Raw genomic sequence first — 20,190 nt, forward strand, 5'->3', positions numbered from 1 at the left:
CCGGCTCCCCCACCTTAAGCAATCTTAATAAACCCGCAATTGCCCAATGTTGGGAATGATTCCTATCCTCGCCAGCGCCAAGCCGACCGCCCGCCGCTGGTTCGCCGCTTACCATTCGTTCAAGGGAAATAACGTGATCAAGAAGCAACTGCCCGGCTCGCCGAAACGGCTGCCGCTGAACCTCGCCGTCGGCTTCATGGCCATGGGCCTGAGCGCATGCGCCATCACCCCCGAACCACTGACCCTCGACCAGCAACTGGCCCAGGCCAGCGCCGACCGCAGCCAGATGTTCGACAACCAGGAACCGGTGACCCAGGCCATCGACCTCGACCAGGCCATGGCCCGCGCGGTCAAGTACAACCTGCAACAGCGGCTGGGCCTGATGGAACGCGCCCTGGAAGACAACCTGCTGGACCAGAGCAGCTACGACATGCTGCCCAAGCTGGCCGCCCGCGCCGGCTGGCGTGGCCGCGACAACACCCTGGCCTCCTCCAGCGAATCGATCCGCACCGGCAACCAGTCGCTGGAACCGTCCACCAGCCAGGACCGCTCGGTGCGCAGCGCCGACTTGCAGATGTCGTGGAACGTGCTGGACTTCGGCATCGGCTACTTCGGCGCCAAGGCCCAGGCCAACAAGGTGCTGGCCGCCGAGGAACGCCGGCGCCGGGTGATCGCCGACATCATCCAGCAGGTGCGCAGCGCCTACTGGGAAGCCGCCACCGCCCAGCGCCTGCAACCGCAAGTGCAGCGCGCCCTGACCGACGCCCGCCAGGCGCTGGAACAGGCCCGGCAGACCGAACGCCAGCGCCTGCTCGCGCCGGTGGACGCCCTGCGTTACCAGAAAGGCCTGCTGGAAATGGTGCGCCAACTGGAAACCGTCGACGGCGAACTGGCCACCGCCAAGGCGCGCCTGGCCGGCTTGATGAACCTGCCGCCGGCGACTCGCTTCGACGTCGTGGTGCCCAGCGATCAACAGCTCCAGGCACCGAACCTGGCCTACCGCCTCGACGACCTGGAAGCCATGGCCATGGTCCGCCGCCCGGAAGTCCGCGAGGAAAGCTACCAGGCGCGCAACGCCGTGCTGGAAACCCGCGCCGCGCTGCTGCGCCTGCTGCCGGGGGCCTCGCTGTTCGTCGGCGGCAACTACGACAGCAACAGCTACACCACCAACAACCACTGGGCCGACGCTGGCGTGCAAGTGAGCTGGAACCTGTTCAACGTGCTCGCCTACCCAGCCATCAGCCGCACCGGCGAAGCACGCGAAGCGCTGGGCGAAATGCGCCGCCAGGCCATGCGCATGGCGGTGCTGACCCAGGTCAACGTGGCCTGGCAGCAATACCATCAGGCCACCCAGTTGTTCGAGCGCTCCAACGAGCTGCAACGGATCCAGAACGGCATCCTGCTGCAGACCGAAAACGCCGTGCGCAGCGACGCCCAGACCGTGCTGGAACAGGTGCGCACCAGTACCGAGACGGTCCTCGCCCTGCGCAGCCGCGACCGCAGCTTCGCCCAGTTGCAAACCGCCTACGGCGCCATCTACCAGGCCGCCGGCCTCGACCCGCTGCCGGAGCGCCTGGCCGGCGACAGCGTCGCCGAACTGGCCCGCGCCATCGGCCAGAAAAGCGCGGCCCTGGCCCAAGGCACGATCCAGGCACCGCTGATGCTGCGCTACGCCGTGAGCAGCACCGACTACGTCACCCCGCAACGGCTGCAGCCAGTGAAACTGGACCTGTGGAGCAGCGTCGGTTCGTTGCAGGGCACCGAAGTGGTCGAGGTCAGCCATGCGCCGGCCCGCCGCTGAAACCTGGCTGCTGGCGCTGCTGCTCAGCAGCGCCACGGTCCTGGCCGAGGAGCCCGCGCCGTTGCAGGCGCCAGCGGCCAGCGCAATGAACTCGCCGGACCTGCGGGTCCAGCTCAGCGCCAGCCAGCGCACGGTGATTTCCAGCGAACTGGCGGGCAAGATCACCGAGCTGAAGGTCAAGGAAGGCGACAGCTTCCGCAAGGGCGACCGTCTGGTCGCCTTCGACTGCGCCATTCACCGCGCGCGCCTGGGTCACTCCGGCGCCGCCCAGGAAGCGGCGAACAAAAAGCTCGGGGTGGCGAAGAAGCTCGATCAGTTGCAGTCCATCAGCGTCTCCGACCTCAGCCAGGCCCAGGCCGAACTGAACATGGCGCGGGCGCAGAACGGCGTGAACCAGGTGATGGTGCAGCATTGCAGCATCGCCGCGCCGTTCTCCGGGCGGGTCGCCGAACGCAAGGTGCAGCCGGGGGAATACGTCGCCGAAGGCAAGGAGCTGCTGGCGCTGTATGACGACAGCGCCTTCGAGGTGGAATTGATCGTGCCGTCGCGCTGGATGGCCTGGCTCAAGCCGGGCTACCGCTTCAACGTGCACCTGGAAGAAACCGGCGGCGACTACGAGGCCAGGGTCGAACGCCTGGGCTCGGTGATCGACCCGCTGAGCCAGACCCTCAAGGTCTTCGGCCGCCTCGACGCGCAACCCGGGCAATTGCTCCCCGGCATGAGCGGCACCGCGCGCATCGACCCGCCAACGGCGCCGCGAACATGAGCGCCGCACTGCCGACGCCGGCGCTGGCCGGCCTGGTCCAGCTCGAACGTCAGGTCCGCGCCGCCGAAGACATGGCGGCGCTGGGCTTCGTCATGGTCAACGACAGCCGGCGCCTGCTGCCCTATCGCCAGGCCATGCTCTGGGACGCCCGCGAGCAGCGCCTGCTGAGCCTGTCCGGGCTGGCCACGGTGGAAGCCGACGCGCCGTTCAATCACTGGCTCGCCAGCCATTGCCGCACCTGGCAACAGCAACACCCGGGGCCGACACTGGCGCAGTTCAATGCCAGCCAACTGGGCAGCGCCGATCAGGCGCAATGGGCCGAATACCTGCCGTCGTGGCTGGTCTGGCTGCCGCTGGCGGACCGTCATGGACACGTGCTCGGCGCCCTGCTGCTGGCCCGCGACCAGCCGCTGGACGGCAACGACGCCACGCTGCTGCCGCTGATGCAGGATGCGTTCGGCCACGCCTGGGCCAGCCTGCAACCGGCGCGTCCGCGTCCGTTGCAGCGCTTGCGCCGTGATCGTCGTTGGTGGCTCGGCGGGGCCGGCGCGCTGCTGCTGATTCTGCTCCTGCCGATCCGCCAGGCCGCCCTCGCCCCGGCGGAAATCGTCGCCCTGCAACCCAGCGTGCTGCGCGCGCCGTTGCAAGGCGTGGTGGAACGCCTGCTGGTGGAACCGAACCAGAGCGTGAAAGCCGGCCAGCCGTTGATCCAGCTCGATGCCCGTGAACTGCAAAGTCGCCTGGAAGCTTCGCGCCAGGCCATGGCAATCGCCGAAGGCGAGTTCCGCCAGGCCCAGCAACAGGCCCTCAGCGACGCCCGCAGCAAGGCCGGGCTGGCGGTGCTGCAAGGCCGCCGCGAACAGGCCATGGCCGAGGTGCGCTTTCTCGAACAAAGCCTTGAACGCACGCGGATCCTCGCCCCGCACGACGGCGTCGCGCTGTTCGACGACCCGGCGCAATGGCAGGGTCGTCCGGTGTCCCTCGGCGAACAGATCCTGCAGGTGGCGGACCCGGCGCACACCCAACTGGAGATCCAGTTGCCGGTCAATGACGCCATCGAATTGCAAAGCGGCGCCGAGGTGCTGCTGTTCCTCAACACCGACCCGGCGGCGCCATTGCAAGGCAGCCTCAAGCGCCTGGGCTACCGCGCCACGGCCACCGCCGAGGGCGGCATGGCCTACCGGCTGAAGGCGGCGTTCAACGAGGCCGATCCGCGAATCCGCATCGGCCTCAAAGGCACGGCCAAGGTCTATGGCGAACGCACCACGCTGTTCACTTACCTGTTGCGCCGGCCGCTGGCGACCCTGCGCATCTGGTTCGCCCTGTGACCGCCGCCAGCGCCAGCCTCGGCGAACTGCGCGAAGAATTGCGCCTGCATCCGGGCCCCCGCGATGCCAGCGGCGCGCCCGGCTGGACCCTGGAAGACCCGGCCAGCGGACAGTTCTTCCGCCTTGGCTGGGCCGAACTGGAGATTCTCAAGCGCTGGAGCCTCGGCTGCGCGCAACGCATCGCCGAGCAGGTCAGCGCCAGCACCACCCTGGAACTGGACGCCCAGGACGTCGAACGCCTGCGCGCCTTCCTGCGCCACAACCACCTGCTGCAATGCCGCGACGACGACGACCGCGGACGCCTGCTGGAGGCCCTGCACAACCGCAAGACCGGCTGGGCACGCTGGCTGCTGAAAAACTACCTGTTCGTGCGCGTGCCGTTGCTGCGCCCGGATGCCTTTCTGCAACGCACCCTGCCCTGGGTCGCGCCGTTCTTCAGTCGCACGTTCCTGTTGCTCACCCTCGCCGCCGGCCTGCTCGGCCTGGCCCTGGTGCTCCGCCAGTGGGACACCTTCACCCACACCTTCCTGCACTTCTTCACGTTCCAGGGCGCGGCACTGGCCGGGTTGACCTTGATCCTCGCCAAGGTGCTCCACGAGTTGGGCCACGCCTACACCTGCAAGCGCCACGGCGCGCGGGTGGCAACCATGGGCGTGGCGCTGCTGGTGATGTGGCCGGTGCTCTACACCGACACTTCCGGCGCCTGGCGTCTGGCCCGGCGTCGCCAGCGACTGGCCATCGGCGCCGCCGGCATGGCCGCGGAACTGGCCCTGGCCTGCTGGGCCACGCTGCTCTGGAGTTTCCTGCAGGACGGCATGCTGCGCAGCGCCGTGTTCACCCTGGCCAGCACCACCTGGATCCTCACCCTGGCGGTCAACCTCAGCCCGTTCATGCGCTTCGACGGCTACTTCCTGTTGTCCGACCTGCTCGGCGTGCCCAACCTGCAACAGCGCGCCTTCGCCCTGACCCGCTGGCGCCTGCGCGAAGTGCTGTTCGGTTTCGGCGATGCACCGCCGGAGTTTTTTCCCGCGGGCATGCGGCGGGTGCTGATCGGTTACTCCATCGGCACCTGGATCTACCGGTTCTTCCTGTTCCTGGGCATCGCTCTGCTGGTCTATCACTTCGCCTTCAAGCTGCTCGGCCTGCTGCTGTTCGCCGTGGAGATCGGCTATTTCATCCTGCTGCCATTGGTCAACGAAGCCCGCCAGTGGTACGCCCGCCGCAAGGACTACCGCATGAACCGCAACAGTGTGATCAGCCTGTCCGCCTGCCTGCTGGCGCTGGTGCTGCTGTGCCTGCCGTGGCGCAGCAGCGTCGAAGCGCCGGCGCTGCTCAAGGCCGCGCAACAGAGCAGTCTGTACACGCCCGTGGCCGGGCGACTGGCGCAGGTGCTGGTACAACCCGGCGACCGGGTTCAGGCCGGGCAGCCGCTGTTCATGCTCGATGCCCCGGACCTGCGGCATGAACTGGACAGCGTCGAACGGCGCATCCTGATCCTGCAATGGCAGACCAGCTTCCAGTTGCTCGACCGCGAAAGCGCCGCCGGGCTGGGAGTGGTACGCCAGGAACTGACTGCCGCGCAACAGCGCCAGCAGGTGCTGCGTCAGCAATGGCAGGAGCTCACCGTGCGTGCGGCGTTTGCCGGCGAGGTTCGCGAAGTGGCCGAGCCGCTGGCGGTCGGCGAATGGCTGCCAGCTGGGCAATGGCTGGGCACGCTGGTGGGTGACGATGGTCAGCAGGTCGAAGCGTTTGTCGAAGAACATGACCTGCACCGCCTGCCTGCGGACAGCCGCGGCTGGTTCTACCCCGAGACCTTCAGCCGTGCCGCGCGGCCGGTGCAACTCGAACACCTGGCGCAGACCGCCAGCCGCCGCCTCGGCTCGGCGCCGGAACTCGCCTCACCCTACCAGGGCAGCATCGCCGCCAGCCTCGACGGCAACGAACCGCCCAAGCCCGAGCAAGCGCTGTACCGGGCGACGTTGCGGGTGAGCGGTGATGCACCGGAGAACGCCATGGTTCTGCGGGGCACGGTGGTGTTGGAGGGAGAGCGGCAGAGTTTGTTGTGGCGGGGGGTGAATAATCTGGTGGCGGTGGTGATTCGGGAGTCGGCGTTCTGATTTTTCAGTTTGGGGTGTCATGTGCGAATCGCGAGCAAGCTCGCTCCTACAGGGGAGCGGCTCAATCCACTGTAGGAGCGAGCTTGCTCGCGATGCAGCGACCTTAAGCGATCTTAATAGAGCCACGATTGTCCCCCTCCCACCCCGCTGCGCATCATTCCCGGCACAGTCACCTTCGATGGAATGCCCGATGAATGCTCCCGCCGTTTCCGCCCCATCCCCCAGCCGTTGCAAGCGCTTGAAAGCCGCCAGCAGCAGCGACCACGACAGCGTTGACGCACTGGTCATGGCTGCGCAACCGTTCGCCAGCCGCGAGCGTTACGCGCTGTTTCTGCACCTGCAACACCGTTTCCACGGCAGCCTGCTGGGGCTGTACCGCGACAGCGATCTGAACGCGCAATTGCCCGGCCTGGAACTGCTGTCGCGGTTCGTGGCAGTGGAGTCGGACCTGCGTGACCTCGGTCTGAAAACGCCCGCCGCGCCGGCGTTGGTGGAACTGGCGCACCCGGCTGAAGCCCTGGGCTGGCTGTATTGCAGTGAAGGCTCAAACCTGGGTGCGGCATTTCTGTTCAAGGAAACCCAGCGCCTGGGCCTGGGCGGCGAGCAAGGCGCCCGCCACCTGGCCGCCCACCCGGACGGCCGCGCGCCGCACTGGCGGCAGTTCGTGGCGCTGGTGGATGCGCTGGAGCTGAGTAGTGAGGAAGAGGCTCATGCGGTGAAGGGTGCGATCAATGCGTTCGATGCCTATCGCGGGCATTTGCGGGCGGTGTTTGGCCAAAACCCTGCCTAGAAAGAAAGCGGGACCGCAAGAGCGGTCCCGCAACGCGGTCAAGCCGGCCGCAAAATCAGCACCGCCAACGGCGGCAAATTCAACGCCAGCGAAATCGGCTGCCCATGACTCGGCAACGCCTGCCCCACCACCGCGCCTTCGTTGCCGTAGTTGGTGCCGGCATAACGCTGCGAATCACTATTGAACACTTCGTCCCAGCGCTCACCAAACGGCACACCGATGCGGTAGCCCTCGCGGGGGATCGGGGTGAAGTTGGCAACCACCAGCAGCGGTTCGCCGCTGGCGCTCCAGCGCAGCCAGGCATAGACGCTGTTGTGCGCATCATCGCCAATCAGCCACTGGAAACCCTGCGGCACGCAGTCCTGCTGGTGCAGTGCCGGCTCTTCGCGGTAGAGGCGATTGAGGTCGCCGACCAGGCGCTGCACCCCAAGGTGCTCGCTGTACTGCAACAGATACCAGTCCAGTTCGCTGTCGTGGTTCCACTCGCGCCACTGGCCGAACTCGCAGCCCATGAACAGCAGTTTCTTGCCCGGATGGCACCACATGAACGCCAGGTAGGCGCGCAGGTTGGCGAATTTCTGCCAGCGGTCGCCGGGCATCTTGTCGATCAGCGAGTGTTTGCCGTGCACCACTTCGTCGTGGGAGATCGGCAGGATGAAATGCTCGGAATAGGCATAGATCAGGCCGAAGCTCATTTCGTTGTGGTGGTGCTGGCGATGGATCGGGTCGTTCTGGATGTAGTGCAGCGTGTCGTGCATCCAGCCCATGTTCCATTTGTAGGAGAAGCCCAGCCCGCCCTGTTGCACCGGCTGGCTGACGCCGGGCCAGGCGGTGGATTCCTCGGCGATGACCAGCGCGCCCGGCACTTCGACCGCGACCACCTCGTTGAGGTGACGGAGGAAGTCGATGGCTTCGAGGTTCTCGCGCCCGCCGTGGCGGTTCGGCACCCATTCGCCGGCCTTGCGCGAGTAGTCGCGGTACAGCATCGAGGCCACGGCATCGACCCGCAGCCCGTCGATGTGGAATTCCCGCAGCCAGTGCAGCGCCGAGGCCAGCATGAAGCCGTGCACTTCGGTGCGGCCGAGGTTGTAGATCAGGGTGTCCCAGTCCTGGTGGAAGCCTTCCAGCGGGTTTTCGTATTCGTACAGCGCGGTGCCGTCGAAGCGGCTCAGGCCATGGCTGTCGGTAGGGAAATGCGCCGGCACCCAGTCGAGGATCACGCCAATGCTGGCCTGGTGGCAGGCATCGATGAACGCGGCGAAATCCTCCGCCGTGCCGTAACGCGCCGTGGGCGCGAACATCGACAGCGGTTGATAGCCCCACGAGCCGCCGAACGGGTGCTCCATGATCGGCATCAGTTCGATATGGGTGAAGCCCAGTTCCTGGATGTAGGGCACCAGACGCTCGGCCAATTCGCGCCAGTTGTAGAAGCGGGTGACTTCGCCGGCCTCATCCAGCTCGCACTGCCAGGAGCCGGCATGCAGTTCGTAGATCGACAACGGCGCGTTGCTGCGCTGGCGCGCTTCTCGCGCTTGCAGCCATTGTTGGTCGCGCCATTCGTGCCGCAGCGGCCCGGCCACTTTCGAGGCGGTGCTCGGCGGCAGTTCGGTGGCCCGCGCCAGCGGGTCAGCCTTGAGCGGCAGCACACCGTCCTGGCCGAGCACTTCGTATTTGTAGGTTTCGCCAGCGCCCAGGCGCGGAATGAACAGCTCCCAGACCCCGCTGGCATGGCGCAGGCGCATCGGATGGCGCCGACCGTCCCAGTTGTTGAAGGCGCCCACCACCGAGACGCGGCGGGCGTTCGGCGCCCACACCGAGAAGCGCACGCCGTGCACGCCATCGACCTCGATCGGCTGCGCGCCGAGGCGGTTGGCGAGGTCGCGGTGGTTGCCCTCGCTGAACAGGTAGAGGTCCATGTCGCCCAGTTGCGGGCCAAAGTTGTAAGGGTCTTCGGTGACCTGCTCGCCCCCGGCCCAGTTGATGCGCCAGAGGTAATCGCCGGGCGGCTGGGTGAAGTGTGCGATGAACAGTCCTGGCACGCTTCCCTGCTCCAGCTCGGCGAGTTCCGCGCCATCGCCACGGCCCAGCGCATGCACGCTCAAGGCATCCGGCAAATAGGCGCGTAACCAGGTGCCTCCCGCACCATCGCCGTGCGCGCCGAGCACCGAAAAAGGATCGCTGTGCCGGGCATTCACCAGGTCATCGACATCGGTACGGCTCAGCCCGCCATGTTCCCGCTTGTGCACGCTCATCTACTGCTCTCCCCAGGTACTGACAAGCCCGTGCAGACCATGCAAGGGCACGGCCAACCAGCTCGGGCGGTTTTCGGCTTCATAGGCAATTTCGTAGGCAGCCTTCTCCAGGCTGAACAGTTCCAGCGCCGCCTGCTCGCCGCCGTCTCGCGCCCAGGCATGGGGAAGACTGGCGGTGGCCAGGCCGTAGGCCTGGATAAAGGCGTGGCGTGACTGATGCAGGTAGCGGCGAGTGACGCGTTGTCGCGCCTGCAAATTGTCGGGCAGCGCACCGGCTCCCGCCGCGCCACGCAGCGCCATCGCAGCAGCATAGTCGAAGGAACGCAGCACGCCGCTGACGTCCTTGTACGGGCTGTGCCGGGCCCGACGCTCGTCCAGCGGCCGGGCCGGCTCGCCTTCGAAGTCGATCAGGTAGGCATCACCCTGCACCACCAGCACCTGGCCCAGGTGCAGGTCACCGTGCACGCGCATCACCAGGCCGCCTTCGGCCTGCTCGGCGAGTTGCCCGACTTCGCGCAGCAGGCTTTCGCGCTGCTGTTCAAGATCGGCGACCAGCGCCTGGCTTTCCTCGTCGAGCTGGTCGCGGTGCTGCACCAGCAGGTCCAGCGCGGTACGCAGTTGCTCGGCGATCTGCTCGCCCCAACGCTGGCTGTCCTGGCCATTGCTGACGCGGGTCTGGAATGCCGGGTCGTCGCTGGGCAACGCCAGGGCCTGGTGCATTTCGCCCAGGCGCTGGCCGAGCAACGCAGCGAAACCGGTGAGGTCTTCCAGCGCGTCGGCGTGGCCGTCGCCGCGCAGTTGCGGGGCGTCCATGTCATCGCGCACGGCGCGTTCGAGGTTGTTCTGGGTCCAGTCCCAGGCGTCGCCTTGGTTACTCAGGTAACCCTGGGCAATCGCCAACAGGTGCGGTTCGCCGGCCTCATCGACGCGGCTCAACCAGCCCAACAATGGCGAGATATTGGCGAAGCCGGCGGCGGTCAGGTAGGCGCCCATTTCCAGTTCCGGGTGGATACCGCCGTTGACCCGGCGAATCAGTTTGAACACCAGCTTGCCGCCGACCACCACCGAGCTGTTGGACTGTTCCGCCGACAGGTAGCGCACCTCGGCGTCGTCGCCCAGGCCCAGCGCCGCCAGTTGCGGGGTGGATTCGAAGTGCAGCTCGCCGTCGCTACCGGCCAGACGGGTGTGCTGGGCGAAACCGTCGAGCAGGCCGCGAACGAAGGTTTCCAGGCTGAAACCGTCGGTGATAAAGCCGACCTGACGACCACGGCGCACCCGCGCCAGCGCCAGTTGCTGCGGCAAGGCGCTGTGAATCTGCTCCTCGCCGACCAGACCGAACGGCAGGAAGTAGCGGCGCCGCTGGCCACCGCTGTCCACTTCGATCTCGCTGAGCAGCACCGGGCTGGTGGGCGAGCCGAACCGCACGCCGTAGGCGATGTGCACCTGTTCGATGGCCGCGTCCTTGCCGGCGAACCAGCGCCGCTTGGGCAGGTACTGCGGCAGGATGGTCTGTTCCAGGGTTTCGCGGGCCGGGGCGTCGAGCAGTTCCTCCATGCGCTTTTTCAGCACCAGGGTGGTGAACTCCGGCAGCGGCTGCGCGGCTTCGACGTGCCAACTGGGCATGTTGTCCTTCGGCGCCAGCAGGAACCAATAGAACCCGTACGGCGCCAGGGTCAGCATGAACGGCAAGTGGCCGATCGGCGGGAAGGCGCAGCCGCCGAGCATTTCCACCGGCACCCGGTCGACCCACGGCGCCAGGTCCAGCTCCACCGCCTGGGCGGCGCGGGACACGTTGGCCACGCACAGCACGGTTTCGCTGACGCCATCGGGCCCGGTGAATTCACGCAGGTAGGCGAGGATGCGGCGGTTGTTCGGCGCGAGCATTTTCAGGGTGCCGCGACCGAAAGCCTTCTGCTGCTTGCGCACCGCCAGCAGGCGACGGTTCCAGTTCAGCAGCGAGTGCGGGTCTTCGATCTGCGACTCGACGTTGATGGTCTGGTAGCCGTACTGCGGGTCCATGATCGGCGGCAAGACCAGCCGCGCCGGGTCGGCGCGGGAGAAACCGCCGTTGCGGTCCAGCGACCACTGCATCGGCGTGCGCACGCCGTCGCGGTCGCCGAGGTAGATGTTGTCGCCCATGCCGATCTCATCGCCGTAGTACAGGGTAGGCGTGCCCGGCATCGACAGCAGCAGGCTGGTCAGCAGTTCGACGCGGCGGCGGTCGCGCTGCATCAGCGGCGCCAGGCGCCGGCGGATGCCGAGGTTGATCCGCGCCCGGCGGTCGGCCGCGTAGTAGTTCCACAGGTAGTCGCGCTCGCGGTCGGTGACCATTTCCAGGGTCAGTTCATCGTGGTTGCGCAGGAAGATCGCCCACTGGCAGTTCTCCGGGATTTCCGGAGTCTGGCGCAGGATGTCGGTGATCGGGAAGCGGTCTTCCTGGGCCAGCGCCATGTACATGCGCGGCATCAGCGGGAAGTGGAAGGCCATGTGGCATTCGTCGCCCTTGCCTTCGCCGAAATACAACTGGGTGTCTTCCGGCCACTGGTTGGCCTCGGCGAGGAGCATGCGGTCAGGGTAATTTGCGTCGATTTCGGCGCGGATCTGCTTCAGGACCTGGTGGGTTTCCGGCAGGTTCTCGTTGTTGGTGCCGTCGCGCTCGATCAGGTACGGGATGGCATCCAGGCGCAGGCCGTCGACGCCGAGGTCGAGCCAGAAGCGCATGACGTCGATCACCGCCTTCATCACCTGCGGGTTGTCGAAGTTCAGGTCCGGCTGGTGCGAGTAGAAGCGGTGCCAGAAGTACTGGCCGGCGACCGGGTCCCAGGTCCAGTTGGACTTTTCCGTGTCGAGGAAGATGATCCGCGTGCCGTCGTATTTCTGGTCGCTGTCGGACCACACATAGAAATCCCGCGCCTTGGAGCCGCGCTTGGCGTGGCGGGCACGCTGGAACCACGGGTGCTGGTCGGAGGTGTGATTGATGACCAGCTCGGTGATCACCCGCAAGTTACGCTTGTGCGCTTCGGCGATGAAGCGGCGCACGTCGGCCAAGGTGCCGTAGTCGCTGTGCACCGCCTTGTAGGCCGCGATGTCGTAGCCGTCATCGCGCCGCGGCGACGGGTAGAACGGCAGCAGCCAGAGGGTATTCACCCCCAGGTCGGCGATGTAGTCGAGCTTGGCCAGCAGGCCGGGAAAATCGCCGATGCCGTCGTTGTTGGAGTCGAAGAAGGATTTGATGTGAATCTGGTAGATGATCGCGTCCTTGTACCAGAGGGGATCATCAATGAAGGCCGCGGGACGGTTTTTTCTCGCCATGGTCGATTCCCTTTCTAGTTCGCTTTGTCCAGACGCCAGATACCGAACGGCAGGTGCCAGGGCTCGATACGCATCCACTGGGTTTTGCCGTACCAGTTCCAGCGGTGGCCGGTCATCAGGTCTTCGCCGCGGGTGGTGGCGTTGTCATCCAGCCCCAGTTCCCACAGCGGCAGTTCGAAGTGCGCTTCCTGGGCGTTGTGCGGGTCGAGGCTGACCGCCACCAGAATGAAGCCCTCGCCATCGGGATCGGGCTTGCCGAAATAGACGATGTTGTCGTTCCAGGCGTTGAAGAAGCGCACGCCCAGGTGGCTCTGCAACGCCGGCTGCTGACGGCGGATCCGGTTGAGCTGGGCGATCTCGGCAATGATGTTGCCGGGCTGGGTGAAGTCGCGCGGGCGGATCTCGTATTTCTCCGAGTCCTGGTACTCCTCCTTGCCGGGGATCGGCGCCGCTTCGCAGAGTTCGAAGCCCGAGTACATGCCCCACACGCCCGAGCCCATGGTCGCCAGGGCCGCGCGGATGAGGAAGCCGGCGCGACCGCTGGTGTGCAGGAAGAACGGGTTGATGTCCGGGGTGTTGACGAAGAAGTTCGGCCGGTAGCACAGCGACCACGGCGGCTGGTCGAGGGTCTGGAAATATTCCTCGATCTCGGCCTTGGTGTTGCGCCAGGTGAAGTAGGTGTAGCTCTGGCTGAAACCGACCTTGCCCAGCCGCGCCATCATCCCCGGCTTGGTGAAGGCCTCGGCGAGGAAAATCACCTCCGGGTGACGGCCGCGAATATCGGCGATCAGCCATTGCCAGAACGGCAGCGGCTTGGTGTGCGGGTTGTCGACGCGAAACTGCTTCACGCCCTCTTCCGCCCAGCCCAGCACCACGTCGCGCAGCGCCAGCCACAGCGAGGGGATGGCGTCGGGCGCATAGAAATCGACGTTGACGATGTCCTGGTACTTCTTCGGCGGGTTTTCCGCATAACGAATGCTGCCGTCCGGGCGCCAGGAGAACCAGCCGGGATGTTCCTTGAGCCAGGGGTGGTCCTGGGAGCACTGGATGGCGAAGTCGAGGGCGATTTCCAGGCCGTGCTCGGCGGCGGCGGCCACCAGCCGACGGAAATCCTCGCGGCTGCCCAGTTGCGGATGGATGGCGTCATGACCGCCGTCGGCGCTGCCGATGGCATAGGGACTGCCGGGATCATCCGGCGCGGCCTGCAGGGCATTGTTGCGGCCCTTGCGAAATTGTTTGCCGATGGGATGGATCGGCGGGAAGTACAGCACGTCGAAGCCCATGTCGCGGATCATCGGCAGGCGTTCGTGTACGTCATTGAAGGTGCCGTGGCGCTGCGGGTCGTCGGTGATCGAGCGCGGGAACAGCTCGTACCAACTGGCGAACACCGCCCGCTCGCGCTCCACTTCCAGCGGAAATTCCGGGCTGCGGCTGAGGTAGCTGCGCGGCTCGGCCTGGGCCATCAAGACCCGGGTGGCGGCCGCCATCAGCAACTCCACCTGGGCCTGGGCCGGCAGCCCCTTACGCAGGCGCTTGGCGAGAGTGAGCAGTTGCTCGCGCAGCGGGCCGGCGCTGCGTTCGGCGCCGTGCTCCAGATGCAGGCGGCCTTCCTTCAATTCCAGGGCGATATCGACGCCGGCGCTGAATTTCTTCTCCAGGTCGTGGCAATAGGTGGCGTAGCCATCGATCCACGCTTCGATCAGGAACAGGTGCCGACCCACCTCGTTGACGCTGAACGCCGCCTGCCAGCGGTCGTTGCCCAGCGCCACCATCGGAATGCTGTGCCAGCGCCGGCTGCGGGCCTGGCGCCAGTTGAGGGTGACCGCGAGCACGTCATGGCCATCGGCGAACACCGAACTGTTGACCGTCACCGTCTTGCCCACTTCGGTCTTGACCGGAAACAGCCCGGCGTCGAGCACCGGGCTGGTGTTCTCGATCACCACGCGCGGCAGCAACAGGGCCTGGGACAGGCTCAGGGGTTCGTCGGCGGGGCTGTCGCCACCGGCCATTCGCTCGGTTTCGAAAGGCTCATTGCGGGTCATCGAACATCGCTCCGTTACGGCTGGCGGTAATGGTTCAGAGCAATGGCTGGCGCGGGGGTTCAATAAAAAGTGAGCGATGCCGGGAGCGCGGGGTCGAAGCCTTGAACGCCGCAATCAACGTCCTTTAGAGGTAAGGCCAATGAATATCCCTATCCCGGCAGAAACGCCCGATCCGAATATCGACGACCCGAACCTGCCACCACCGGATCCGGTGCAGGAGCCGGAAGGCGTGCCGGTCAAGCCGACCGTTCCGCCTACCGTGGGTGACCCGCCCAATGAAGAGCCTCCGGTGAAAGGCCAAGCATAGACGGCTTGCCGCGCCGTGCCCGGGGATTTTCCCGGGCGTTGGCGCGGCCTTGGGCTCAGTGAAACAGGCCCAGCAGCAAGGTGGCGAGAATCACCGTCGAAGCGCCGCCGATCCGCGTGGAAATCTGCGCGAACGGCATCAGTGACATGCGGCTGGAGGCCGACAGGATCGCCACGTCCCCGGTGCCGCCCAGCCCGCTGTGGCAGCAGGTGACGATGGCGGACTCGATGGGGAACATCTTCAGCAGGTTACCGATCAGGAAACCCGCCAGGGTCATGGCGATCACCACCGACGCGCAGACCACCACATAACCCAGCGAGAACACCTTGACCACGCTGTCCAGCGGCACATACAGCATGCCGAGGCCGATCATCACCGGCCAGATGAACGCCGTGGACACCAGTTTGTAGAACGACTTGCTGCCCTCCTCCAGCCGTGCCGGCAGCACTTGCAGGTATTTGAACAGCACCGCCACCAGAATCATCATCACCGGCCCGGGAATGTGCATCACCTTCTCCAGCAAGCCGCCGAGGACGAAGAACGCGCAAATCACCAGCACGCCCGCGCCCATGTAGCGGAAGTCGATGCCCTGGCTCTTGTCCTCCTGCTCGCGGAAGCGGTCGTTCTCTTCTTTCGCGCGGATCAACATGCCGTCGCCGTTCAGTTCCGGCCGGCGCAGGGCCAGGCGCGCCAGCACGCCGGCGCAGATGATCGCGACAATATTGCCCACCACCGCCGCCGGGACCAGTTGCGCCACGTACTGGTCGGGGCTGCCGCCGAGAATCGCCGAATAGGCCAGCGACAGCGGCAGGATGCCTTCGCCGATCCCGCCGCCAATGATCGGCACGATGATGAAAAAGAAGGTGTGATAGACGCTGTAACCAAACAGCGAACCCACCAACAGGCCGGCGCCCACCGCAGCCAGGGTGCCCACCAGCAGCGGCACGAACATACGCACCATGCCTTGCACCAGGATGAAGCGGTTCATGCCGAGGATGCTGCCCACCACCAGGCTGGCGATGACGAAATAGAGGAAGTTGGCGTCCTTCATCAACATCTTGGTGGCGTCGATGGTGGTGCTGCCGAAGAAGCCGTAGAACACCAGCACCGACGGCAGCATCAGGCACAGGATCGCGCCGCCGCCGATTTCCTTGAGGATCGGCAGGCGCTGACCGATCTGGCCGAAGAACATGCCCATGGTCATGATCACCGCCAGACCGCCGATCATGGTTTTTGGCAGCAGGCCAAGGTGCGCGGAGAGAAATACAGTCAGGGCGATGCCGAGGAAATACGGCAGCGGGATCACGCCGATTTCATAACGCAGCAGTCGGCGCAACGGAGAGGTGGCGGTGTCGGCAGGCGCCACCGCGGAATCGGAAACCAGGCTCATGGTCGGTCCTCTGTTTGTTGTTGTAGGAGGAGTGGCGACGCTGCCGAATCCGCGGCTCGGAGCGTCGATAAAGGAATGCTATCCTTCGCGTTTAGTGGAATAAACGTGCAAACCATAAGAGCCATGAACACACATCGTATCGAATCGCCGTTACCCGAAGACCTCCGTGTGTTCCTCACGGTGATCCGCAAATCCAGCTTCGCCGGCGCCGCCGACGAGTTGGGCCAATCTCCGGCCTATGTCAGCAAGCGCATTCGCATCCTCGAAGAAACCCTCGGCACCCGCCTGCTGCACCGCACCACTCGCCGCATCGCCCTGACCGAAGCCGGCGAACGCACCCAGCGCTGGGCGATCCGTATTCTCGATGACCTGGACGATTTCGTCGGCGAACTGACCGAAGCGCGCAAGGCGCCGCGGGGCATGTTGCATATCTGCAGCAGCTTCGGTTTCGGTCGCAACCATGTGGCCCCGGCGATTGCCGGGCTCAGCTCCGCCTACCCCGACCTGGAAGTGCGCCTGGACGTGTTCGACCGGGTGGTGGACATCGTCGCCGAGGGCTTCGACCTGGAAATCCGCGTCGGCGACGACATCCCCGGCCAGCACATCAGCCGCAAGCTGGTGAGCAACCGCCGGGTGCTCTGCGCCACCCCGGAATACCTCGCCGCCCGCGGCACGCCGAAGACCCTCAAAGACCTCGACGACCATGACTGCCTGGTGCTCAAGGAACGCAACAACCCGTTCGGCGTCTGGCACCTGGAGAGTGGCGGGCGGGAAGAATCGGTGCGGGTCAGCGGACCGCTGTCGTCGAACAACGGCGAGATCGTCCTGCAATGGGCGCTGGGCGGCAAAGGCATCCTGCTGCGCTCGCTGTGGGACGTGCGACCGCTGCTGGAACAAGGGAAGTTGGTGCAGGTGCTGCACGACTACACCCAGAGCGCCAACGTCTGGGCGGTGTACCCGACACGGCTATCGGACTCGGCGAAATTGCGGGTGTGCGTGGAGTTTCTGGAGCGGTATCTGCGGGATCAGCCGTGAGTGTCGGATCGATATAGAAGCATCGCGAGCAAGCTCGCTCCTACAGTAGGAGCGAGCTTGCTCGCGATTAGCACCGAACCGCTCACGCCAGCCAGGGATTGGCCCGCAAATGCGCCGCTTCGAAATCCCGAATCTGCGCCGTGCGCTGCAAGGTGCTGCCGATTGCGTCCAGCCCCAGCACCAATGACTCCTTGCGCAACGGGTCGATATCGAAACCGATGATCTGCCCGTTGCGCAGGCGAATTTCCTGGGCCGGCAGGTCTACGCATATCTCCGCGTCCCCCGCGCCTCCGACGATCGCGCCGATCTCCTGCACCTGCTCTTCCGGCAACTGGATCAGCAATACGCCGTTGCGCTGGCAGTTATCGAAGAAAATCCCGGCAAAACTGCTGCCGATCAGTGCCCGGATCCCGAGCTGCTTGAGCCCCCACACCGCATGTTCACGGCTCGACCCACAGCCAAAGTTCGGCCCCACCACCAGGAACCGCGACCACTGCCACGGCGCCTGATTGAGTACGAATGCCGGGTCGGGCTGGCCGTCAGGGAGAAAACGCAGGTCGAAGAACACGCCACGGTCCAGCCCGGCGCGGTCGATGCCCTTGAGGAACTGCTTGGGCATGATCACATCGGTGTCGACGTTGGCGGCGAGCAACGGCGCGGCGGTGCCGCAGACGCTATCGAAAGGTTGCATGTCAGGCCTCCAGGGCGAAGTGGCGAACGTCAGTCAGGTAGCCGCTGACCGCGGCGGCGGCGACCATGGCCGGGCTCATCAGGTGGGTACGCGCCCCGGCCCCCTGGCGGCCTTCGAAATTGCGGTTGGTGCTGGAAGCGCAGCGGTCGCCGGCGGCCAGCACGTCGTCGTTCATCGCCAGGCACATGGAACAGCCGGACTGCCGCCACTCGAACCCGGCCTCGCGGAACACCTGCGCCAGGCCCTCGGCTTCCGCCTGGTCGCGGACCAGGGTCGAACCGGGGACGATCATCGCCCGCACCGTGGCCGCGACCTTGCGCCCGCGCACCACCCGCGCGGCGTCGCGCAGGTCCTCGATGCGCGCATTGGTGCACGAGCCGATAAAGGCGTGGCTGATGGCGATCTGATTTAACTGGGTGCCCGGCTCGAGGCCCATGTAGCGCAGCGCGCGCTGCAGGTCCTGGCGGCGGATCAGGTCGCTTTCCAGGTTCGGGTCCGGTACGCGCTCGCCAATGGGCGCCGCCTGGTCCGGGCTGGTGCCCCAGGTGACCATCGGTTCCAGCGCCGCCGCGTCCAGCTCGACCTCGCGGTCGAACACCGCGCCGGGGTCGCTGTACAGCTCGCGCCAGCGCGCCACCGCCTGCTCCCACAGCGCACCGCGCGGCGCCCGAGGTTTGTCCTTGAGGTAGGCGAACACCTTGTCGTCGGGGGCCATGAAGGCACCGCGCGCGCCCGCCTCCACCGCCATGTTGCAGATGGTCATGCGTGCTTCGACGCTCAGCGCATCAATCGTCGGCCCGGCGAATTCGATGGCGTAGCCGGTGGCCCCGGCGGCGCCGATGCGGCGGATCAGGGCCATGATGATGTCCTTGGACGTCACCCCCAGCCCCAGCGCGCCGCGCACGGTGACACGCAGGGTTTTCAGGCGCTTGTAGACCAGGGTCTGGGTGGCCAGCAGGTGTTCGATTTCCGACGTGCCGATGCCAAAGCCAAACGCCCCCAGCGCGCCGTAAGTGGTGGTGTGACTGTCGCCGGCCGCGACCACCATGCCCGGCAGGATGAAGCCCTGTTCCGGCGCCACCACATGCTCGATGCCCTGGCGCTTGTCCAGCACATCGAACAGCTCGATGCCGAAGTCCCGACAGTTCTCCTCGAAATACGACACCTGCCGCGCCCCGCCGGCATCCGGCATCGCCGCGCTGCGCTGCGGCGTGGTCGGGTTGACATGGTCGACCACGCACAGCGTCGCCGAAGGCCGCCACACCGAGCGCCCCGCCTCACGCAAGCCGCTGAACGCCTGCGGGCTGGTGTACTCGTTGGCCACCTGGCGGTCGATGTAGAGCAGCACATGGCCGTGGTCGTCGAGGGCGCAGACAGTGTGGGAATCGATGTGCTTGTCGTAGAGGGTTCTCGGGCGGTTCATGGCAGGTCTCGCGAGTGATTGTTATGCGTGTCCGCGGACACGGTGCGCGACCCCGCGTGAAGGGCCGGCCTGCCAAGAGGATCATTCAATGCGAATAAGGCATCAATGTGGCGGATGGAATATCAGGATTCACGAAATGTGCTCAATCGGTGCCGCATCCCTAACGAAAAAACTGACTCGGCGTCCGCCCGAAATGCTTCCTGAACATCGCCGTGAACGCGCTCGGGCTGTCGTAGCCCAACTCCCCCGCCACATCGATGATCTTCTCGCCCACCGCGATACGTTCCAGCGCCAGCAGCAGCCGCGCCTGCTGGCGCCATTGGCCGAAGGTCATGCCGGTGTCTTTGCGGAACAGGCGCTGGATGGTTTTTTCGTCGAGGCCCAGGTGCGCGCTCCAGTCCGCCAGGGTGGAGCTGTCGCCGGGGTTGCGCCGCAGCGCCGCGCAGACCGCGCACAAGCGCGGGTCGCGGGGTTGCGGCAGGTTCAGCGGCAAGGTCGGCAGGATTTCCAGTTCGTCGAGGATCAGGCGCATCACCCGCGCCTCGCGGGAGTCCGGCGCGTGCGGGTGACGCATGGCCACCGAGACTTTGATCAGTTCGCTGAGCAGCGTGGAAATGCTCACCGCGCAGGTCTCGGCGGGCAAGTCGAGCTGCTCGCCAGGCTGGACGAACACGCTGCGCATCTTCACCGCGCCGACACAGCGAATCGAGTGCTCCTGCCCCTTGGGCATCCAGATCCCGCGGCTCGGCGGCACGGTCCACTGGTTCAGGGCCGAGTGCACCACCATCACGCCTTCGATGGCGTAGATCAGTTGGTGCTTCTCGTGGGAATGCGGCGGGATCCACCAGTTTTCCGGGTAGTCGGTGGCGCTGCTGCTGACCATCCAGTCGGCCTGGTCGATGGCACGGAGAAATTCATCCAGTGGTCTGATCATCT

Annotated in this window: 14 protein-coding genes; 7 read left to right on the forward strand and 7 right to left on the reverse strand. The window is 65.9% G+C overall.

Annotation, left to right across the window (positions count from 1 at the left end; all coding sequences use genetic code 11):
- Window positions 1–55: 55 nt before the first annotated feature.
- From NTD82_RS03090 to NTD82_RS03110, 5 genes are all read left to right on the forward strand, one after another.
- On the forward strand, window positions 56–1,801 hold the full coding sequence (locus NTD82_RS03090) for a TolC family protein (RefSeq protein ID WP_262127694.1): 1,746 nt from the start codon (window positions 56–58) through the stop codon (window positions 1,799–1,801).
- Window positions 1,782–2,567: an efflux RND transporter periplasmic adaptor subunit gene (locus tag NTD82_RS03095; RefSeq protein ID WP_262127695.1), complete on the forward strand. Its 786-nt coding sequence runs from the start codon at window positions 1,782–1,784 to the stop codon at window positions 2,565–2,567. Before NTD82_RS03090 ends, NTD82_RS03095 begins: the two co-directional genes overlap by 20 nt.
- Window positions 2,564–3,895, forward strand: coding sequence for an efflux RND transporter periplasmic adaptor subunit (locus tag NTD82_RS03100; protein ID WP_262127696.1), 1,332 nt, complete (start codon window positions 2,564–2,566; stop codon window positions 3,893–3,895). The genes NTD82_RS03095 and NTD82_RS03100 overlap by 4 nt, the downstream gene beginning before the upstream one ends.
- A complete protein-coding gene (locus NTD82_RS03105; RefSeq protein ID WP_262127697.1) occupies window positions 3,892–6,012 on the forward strand; it encodes an HlyD family efflux transporter periplasmic adaptor subunit in 2,121 nt (706 codons plus the stop codon). Before NTD82_RS03100 ends, NTD82_RS03105 begins: the two co-directional genes overlap by 4 nt.
- Before the next feature lie 190 nt (window positions 6,013–6,202).
- The gene (locus NTD82_RS03110; protein ID WP_262127698.1) at window positions 6,203–6,802 is read left to right on the forward strand and encodes a biliverdin-producing heme oxygenase; all 600 of its coding nucleotides are present in this window, start codon (window positions 6,203–6,205) and stop codon (window positions 6,800–6,802) included.
- 38 nt (window positions 6,803–6,840) lie between these two features.
- On the opposite strand, the gene glgB is transcribed toward NTD82_RS03110, so the two are convergent.
- From glgB to NTD82_RS03125, 3 genes are read right to left on the reverse strand one after another with little or no spacing between them, the layout of a single operon-like run.
- Window positions 6,841–9,054, reverse strand: a complete 2,214-nt coding sequence (gene glgB, locus NTD82_RS03115; protein ID WP_095158836.1) for a 1,4-alpha-glucan branching protein GlgB — start codon at window positions 9,052–9,054, stop codon at window positions 6,841–6,843.
- The gene (treS, locus tag NTD82_RS03120; RefSeq protein ID WP_262127699.1) at window positions 9,055–12,366 is read right to left on the reverse strand and encodes a maltose alpha-D-glucosyltransferase; all 3,312 of its coding nucleotides are present in this window, start codon (window positions 12,364–12,366) and stop codon (window positions 9,055–9,057) included. It abuts the gene before it with no gap.
- A gap of 14 nt (window positions 12,367–12,380) precedes the next feature.
- Complete coding sequence (locus tag NTD82_RS03125; RefSeq protein WP_262127700.1) at window positions 12,381–14,408, reverse strand: alpha-1,4-glucan--maltose-1-phosphate maltosyltransferase; 2,028 nt, start codon at window positions 14,406–14,408, stop codon at window positions 12,381–12,383.
- A gap of 139 nt (window positions 14,409–14,547) precedes the next feature.
- On the opposite strand from NTD82_RS03125, the gene NTD82_RS03130 reads away from it, so the two are divergent.
- Window positions 14,548–14,715, forward strand: coding sequence for a hypothetical protein (locus NTD82_RS03130; protein ID WP_175649702.1), 168 nt, complete (start codon window positions 14,548–14,550; stop codon window positions 14,713–14,715).
- A gap of 55 nt (window positions 14,716–14,770) precedes the next feature.
- Here the strand turns inward: NTD82_RS03130 and NTD82_RS03135 are convergent, their stop codons facing one another.
- Window positions 14,771–16,105: a 2-hydroxycarboxylate transporter family protein gene (locus NTD82_RS03135; RefSeq protein WP_262127701.1), complete on the reverse strand. Its 1,335-nt coding sequence runs from the start codon at window positions 16,103–16,105 to the stop codon at window positions 14,771–14,773.
- Window positions 16,106–16,228: 123 nt separating this feature from the next.
- On the opposite strand from NTD82_RS03135, the gene NTD82_RS03140 reads away from it, so the two are divergent.
- Entirely contained in the window at window positions 16,229–17,140 is a 912-nt protein-coding gene (locus NTD82_RS03140; protein ID WP_262127702.1) for a LysR substrate-binding domain-containing protein, read from the forward strand.
- 82 nt (window positions 17,141–17,222) lie between these two features.
- Here NTD82_RS03140 and leuD read toward each other — a convergent pair whose 3' ends face one another.
- The 3 genes from leuD to NTD82_RS03155 all read right to left on the reverse strand — a co-directional run bounded on the left by leuD (window position 17,223) and on the right by NTD82_RS03155 (window position 20,188).
- The gene (gene leuD, locus NTD82_RS03145) at window positions 17,223–17,831 is read right to left on the reverse strand and encodes a 3-isopropylmalate dehydratase small subunit (RefSeq protein WP_262127703.1); all 609 of its coding nucleotides are present in this window, start codon (window positions 17,829–17,831) and stop codon (window positions 17,223–17,225) included.
- Between the two features lies 1 nt (window position 17,832).
- Window positions 17,833–19,254, reverse strand: a complete 1,422-nt coding sequence (gene leuC, locus NTD82_RS03150; protein ID WP_262127704.1) for a 3-isopropylmalate dehydratase large subunit — start codon at window positions 19,252–19,254, stop codon at window positions 17,833–17,835.
- 160 nt (window positions 19,255–19,414) lie between these two features.
- Window positions 19,415–20,188 (reverse strand): AraC family transcriptional regulator, encoded by a 774-nt coding sequence (locus NTD82_RS03155; RefSeq protein WP_410017019.1) that lies wholly within the window; start codon window positions 20,186–20,188, stop codon window positions 19,415–19,417.
- Window positions 20,189–20,190: the final 2 nt, after the last annotated feature.

This window comes from Pseudomonas sp. 5P_5.1_Bac1 (assembly GCF_025466015.1).
In the GTDB taxonomy this organism is placed as follows: Bacteria; Pseudomonadota; Gammaproteobacteria; order Pseudomonadales; family Pseudomonadaceae; genus Aquipseudomonas.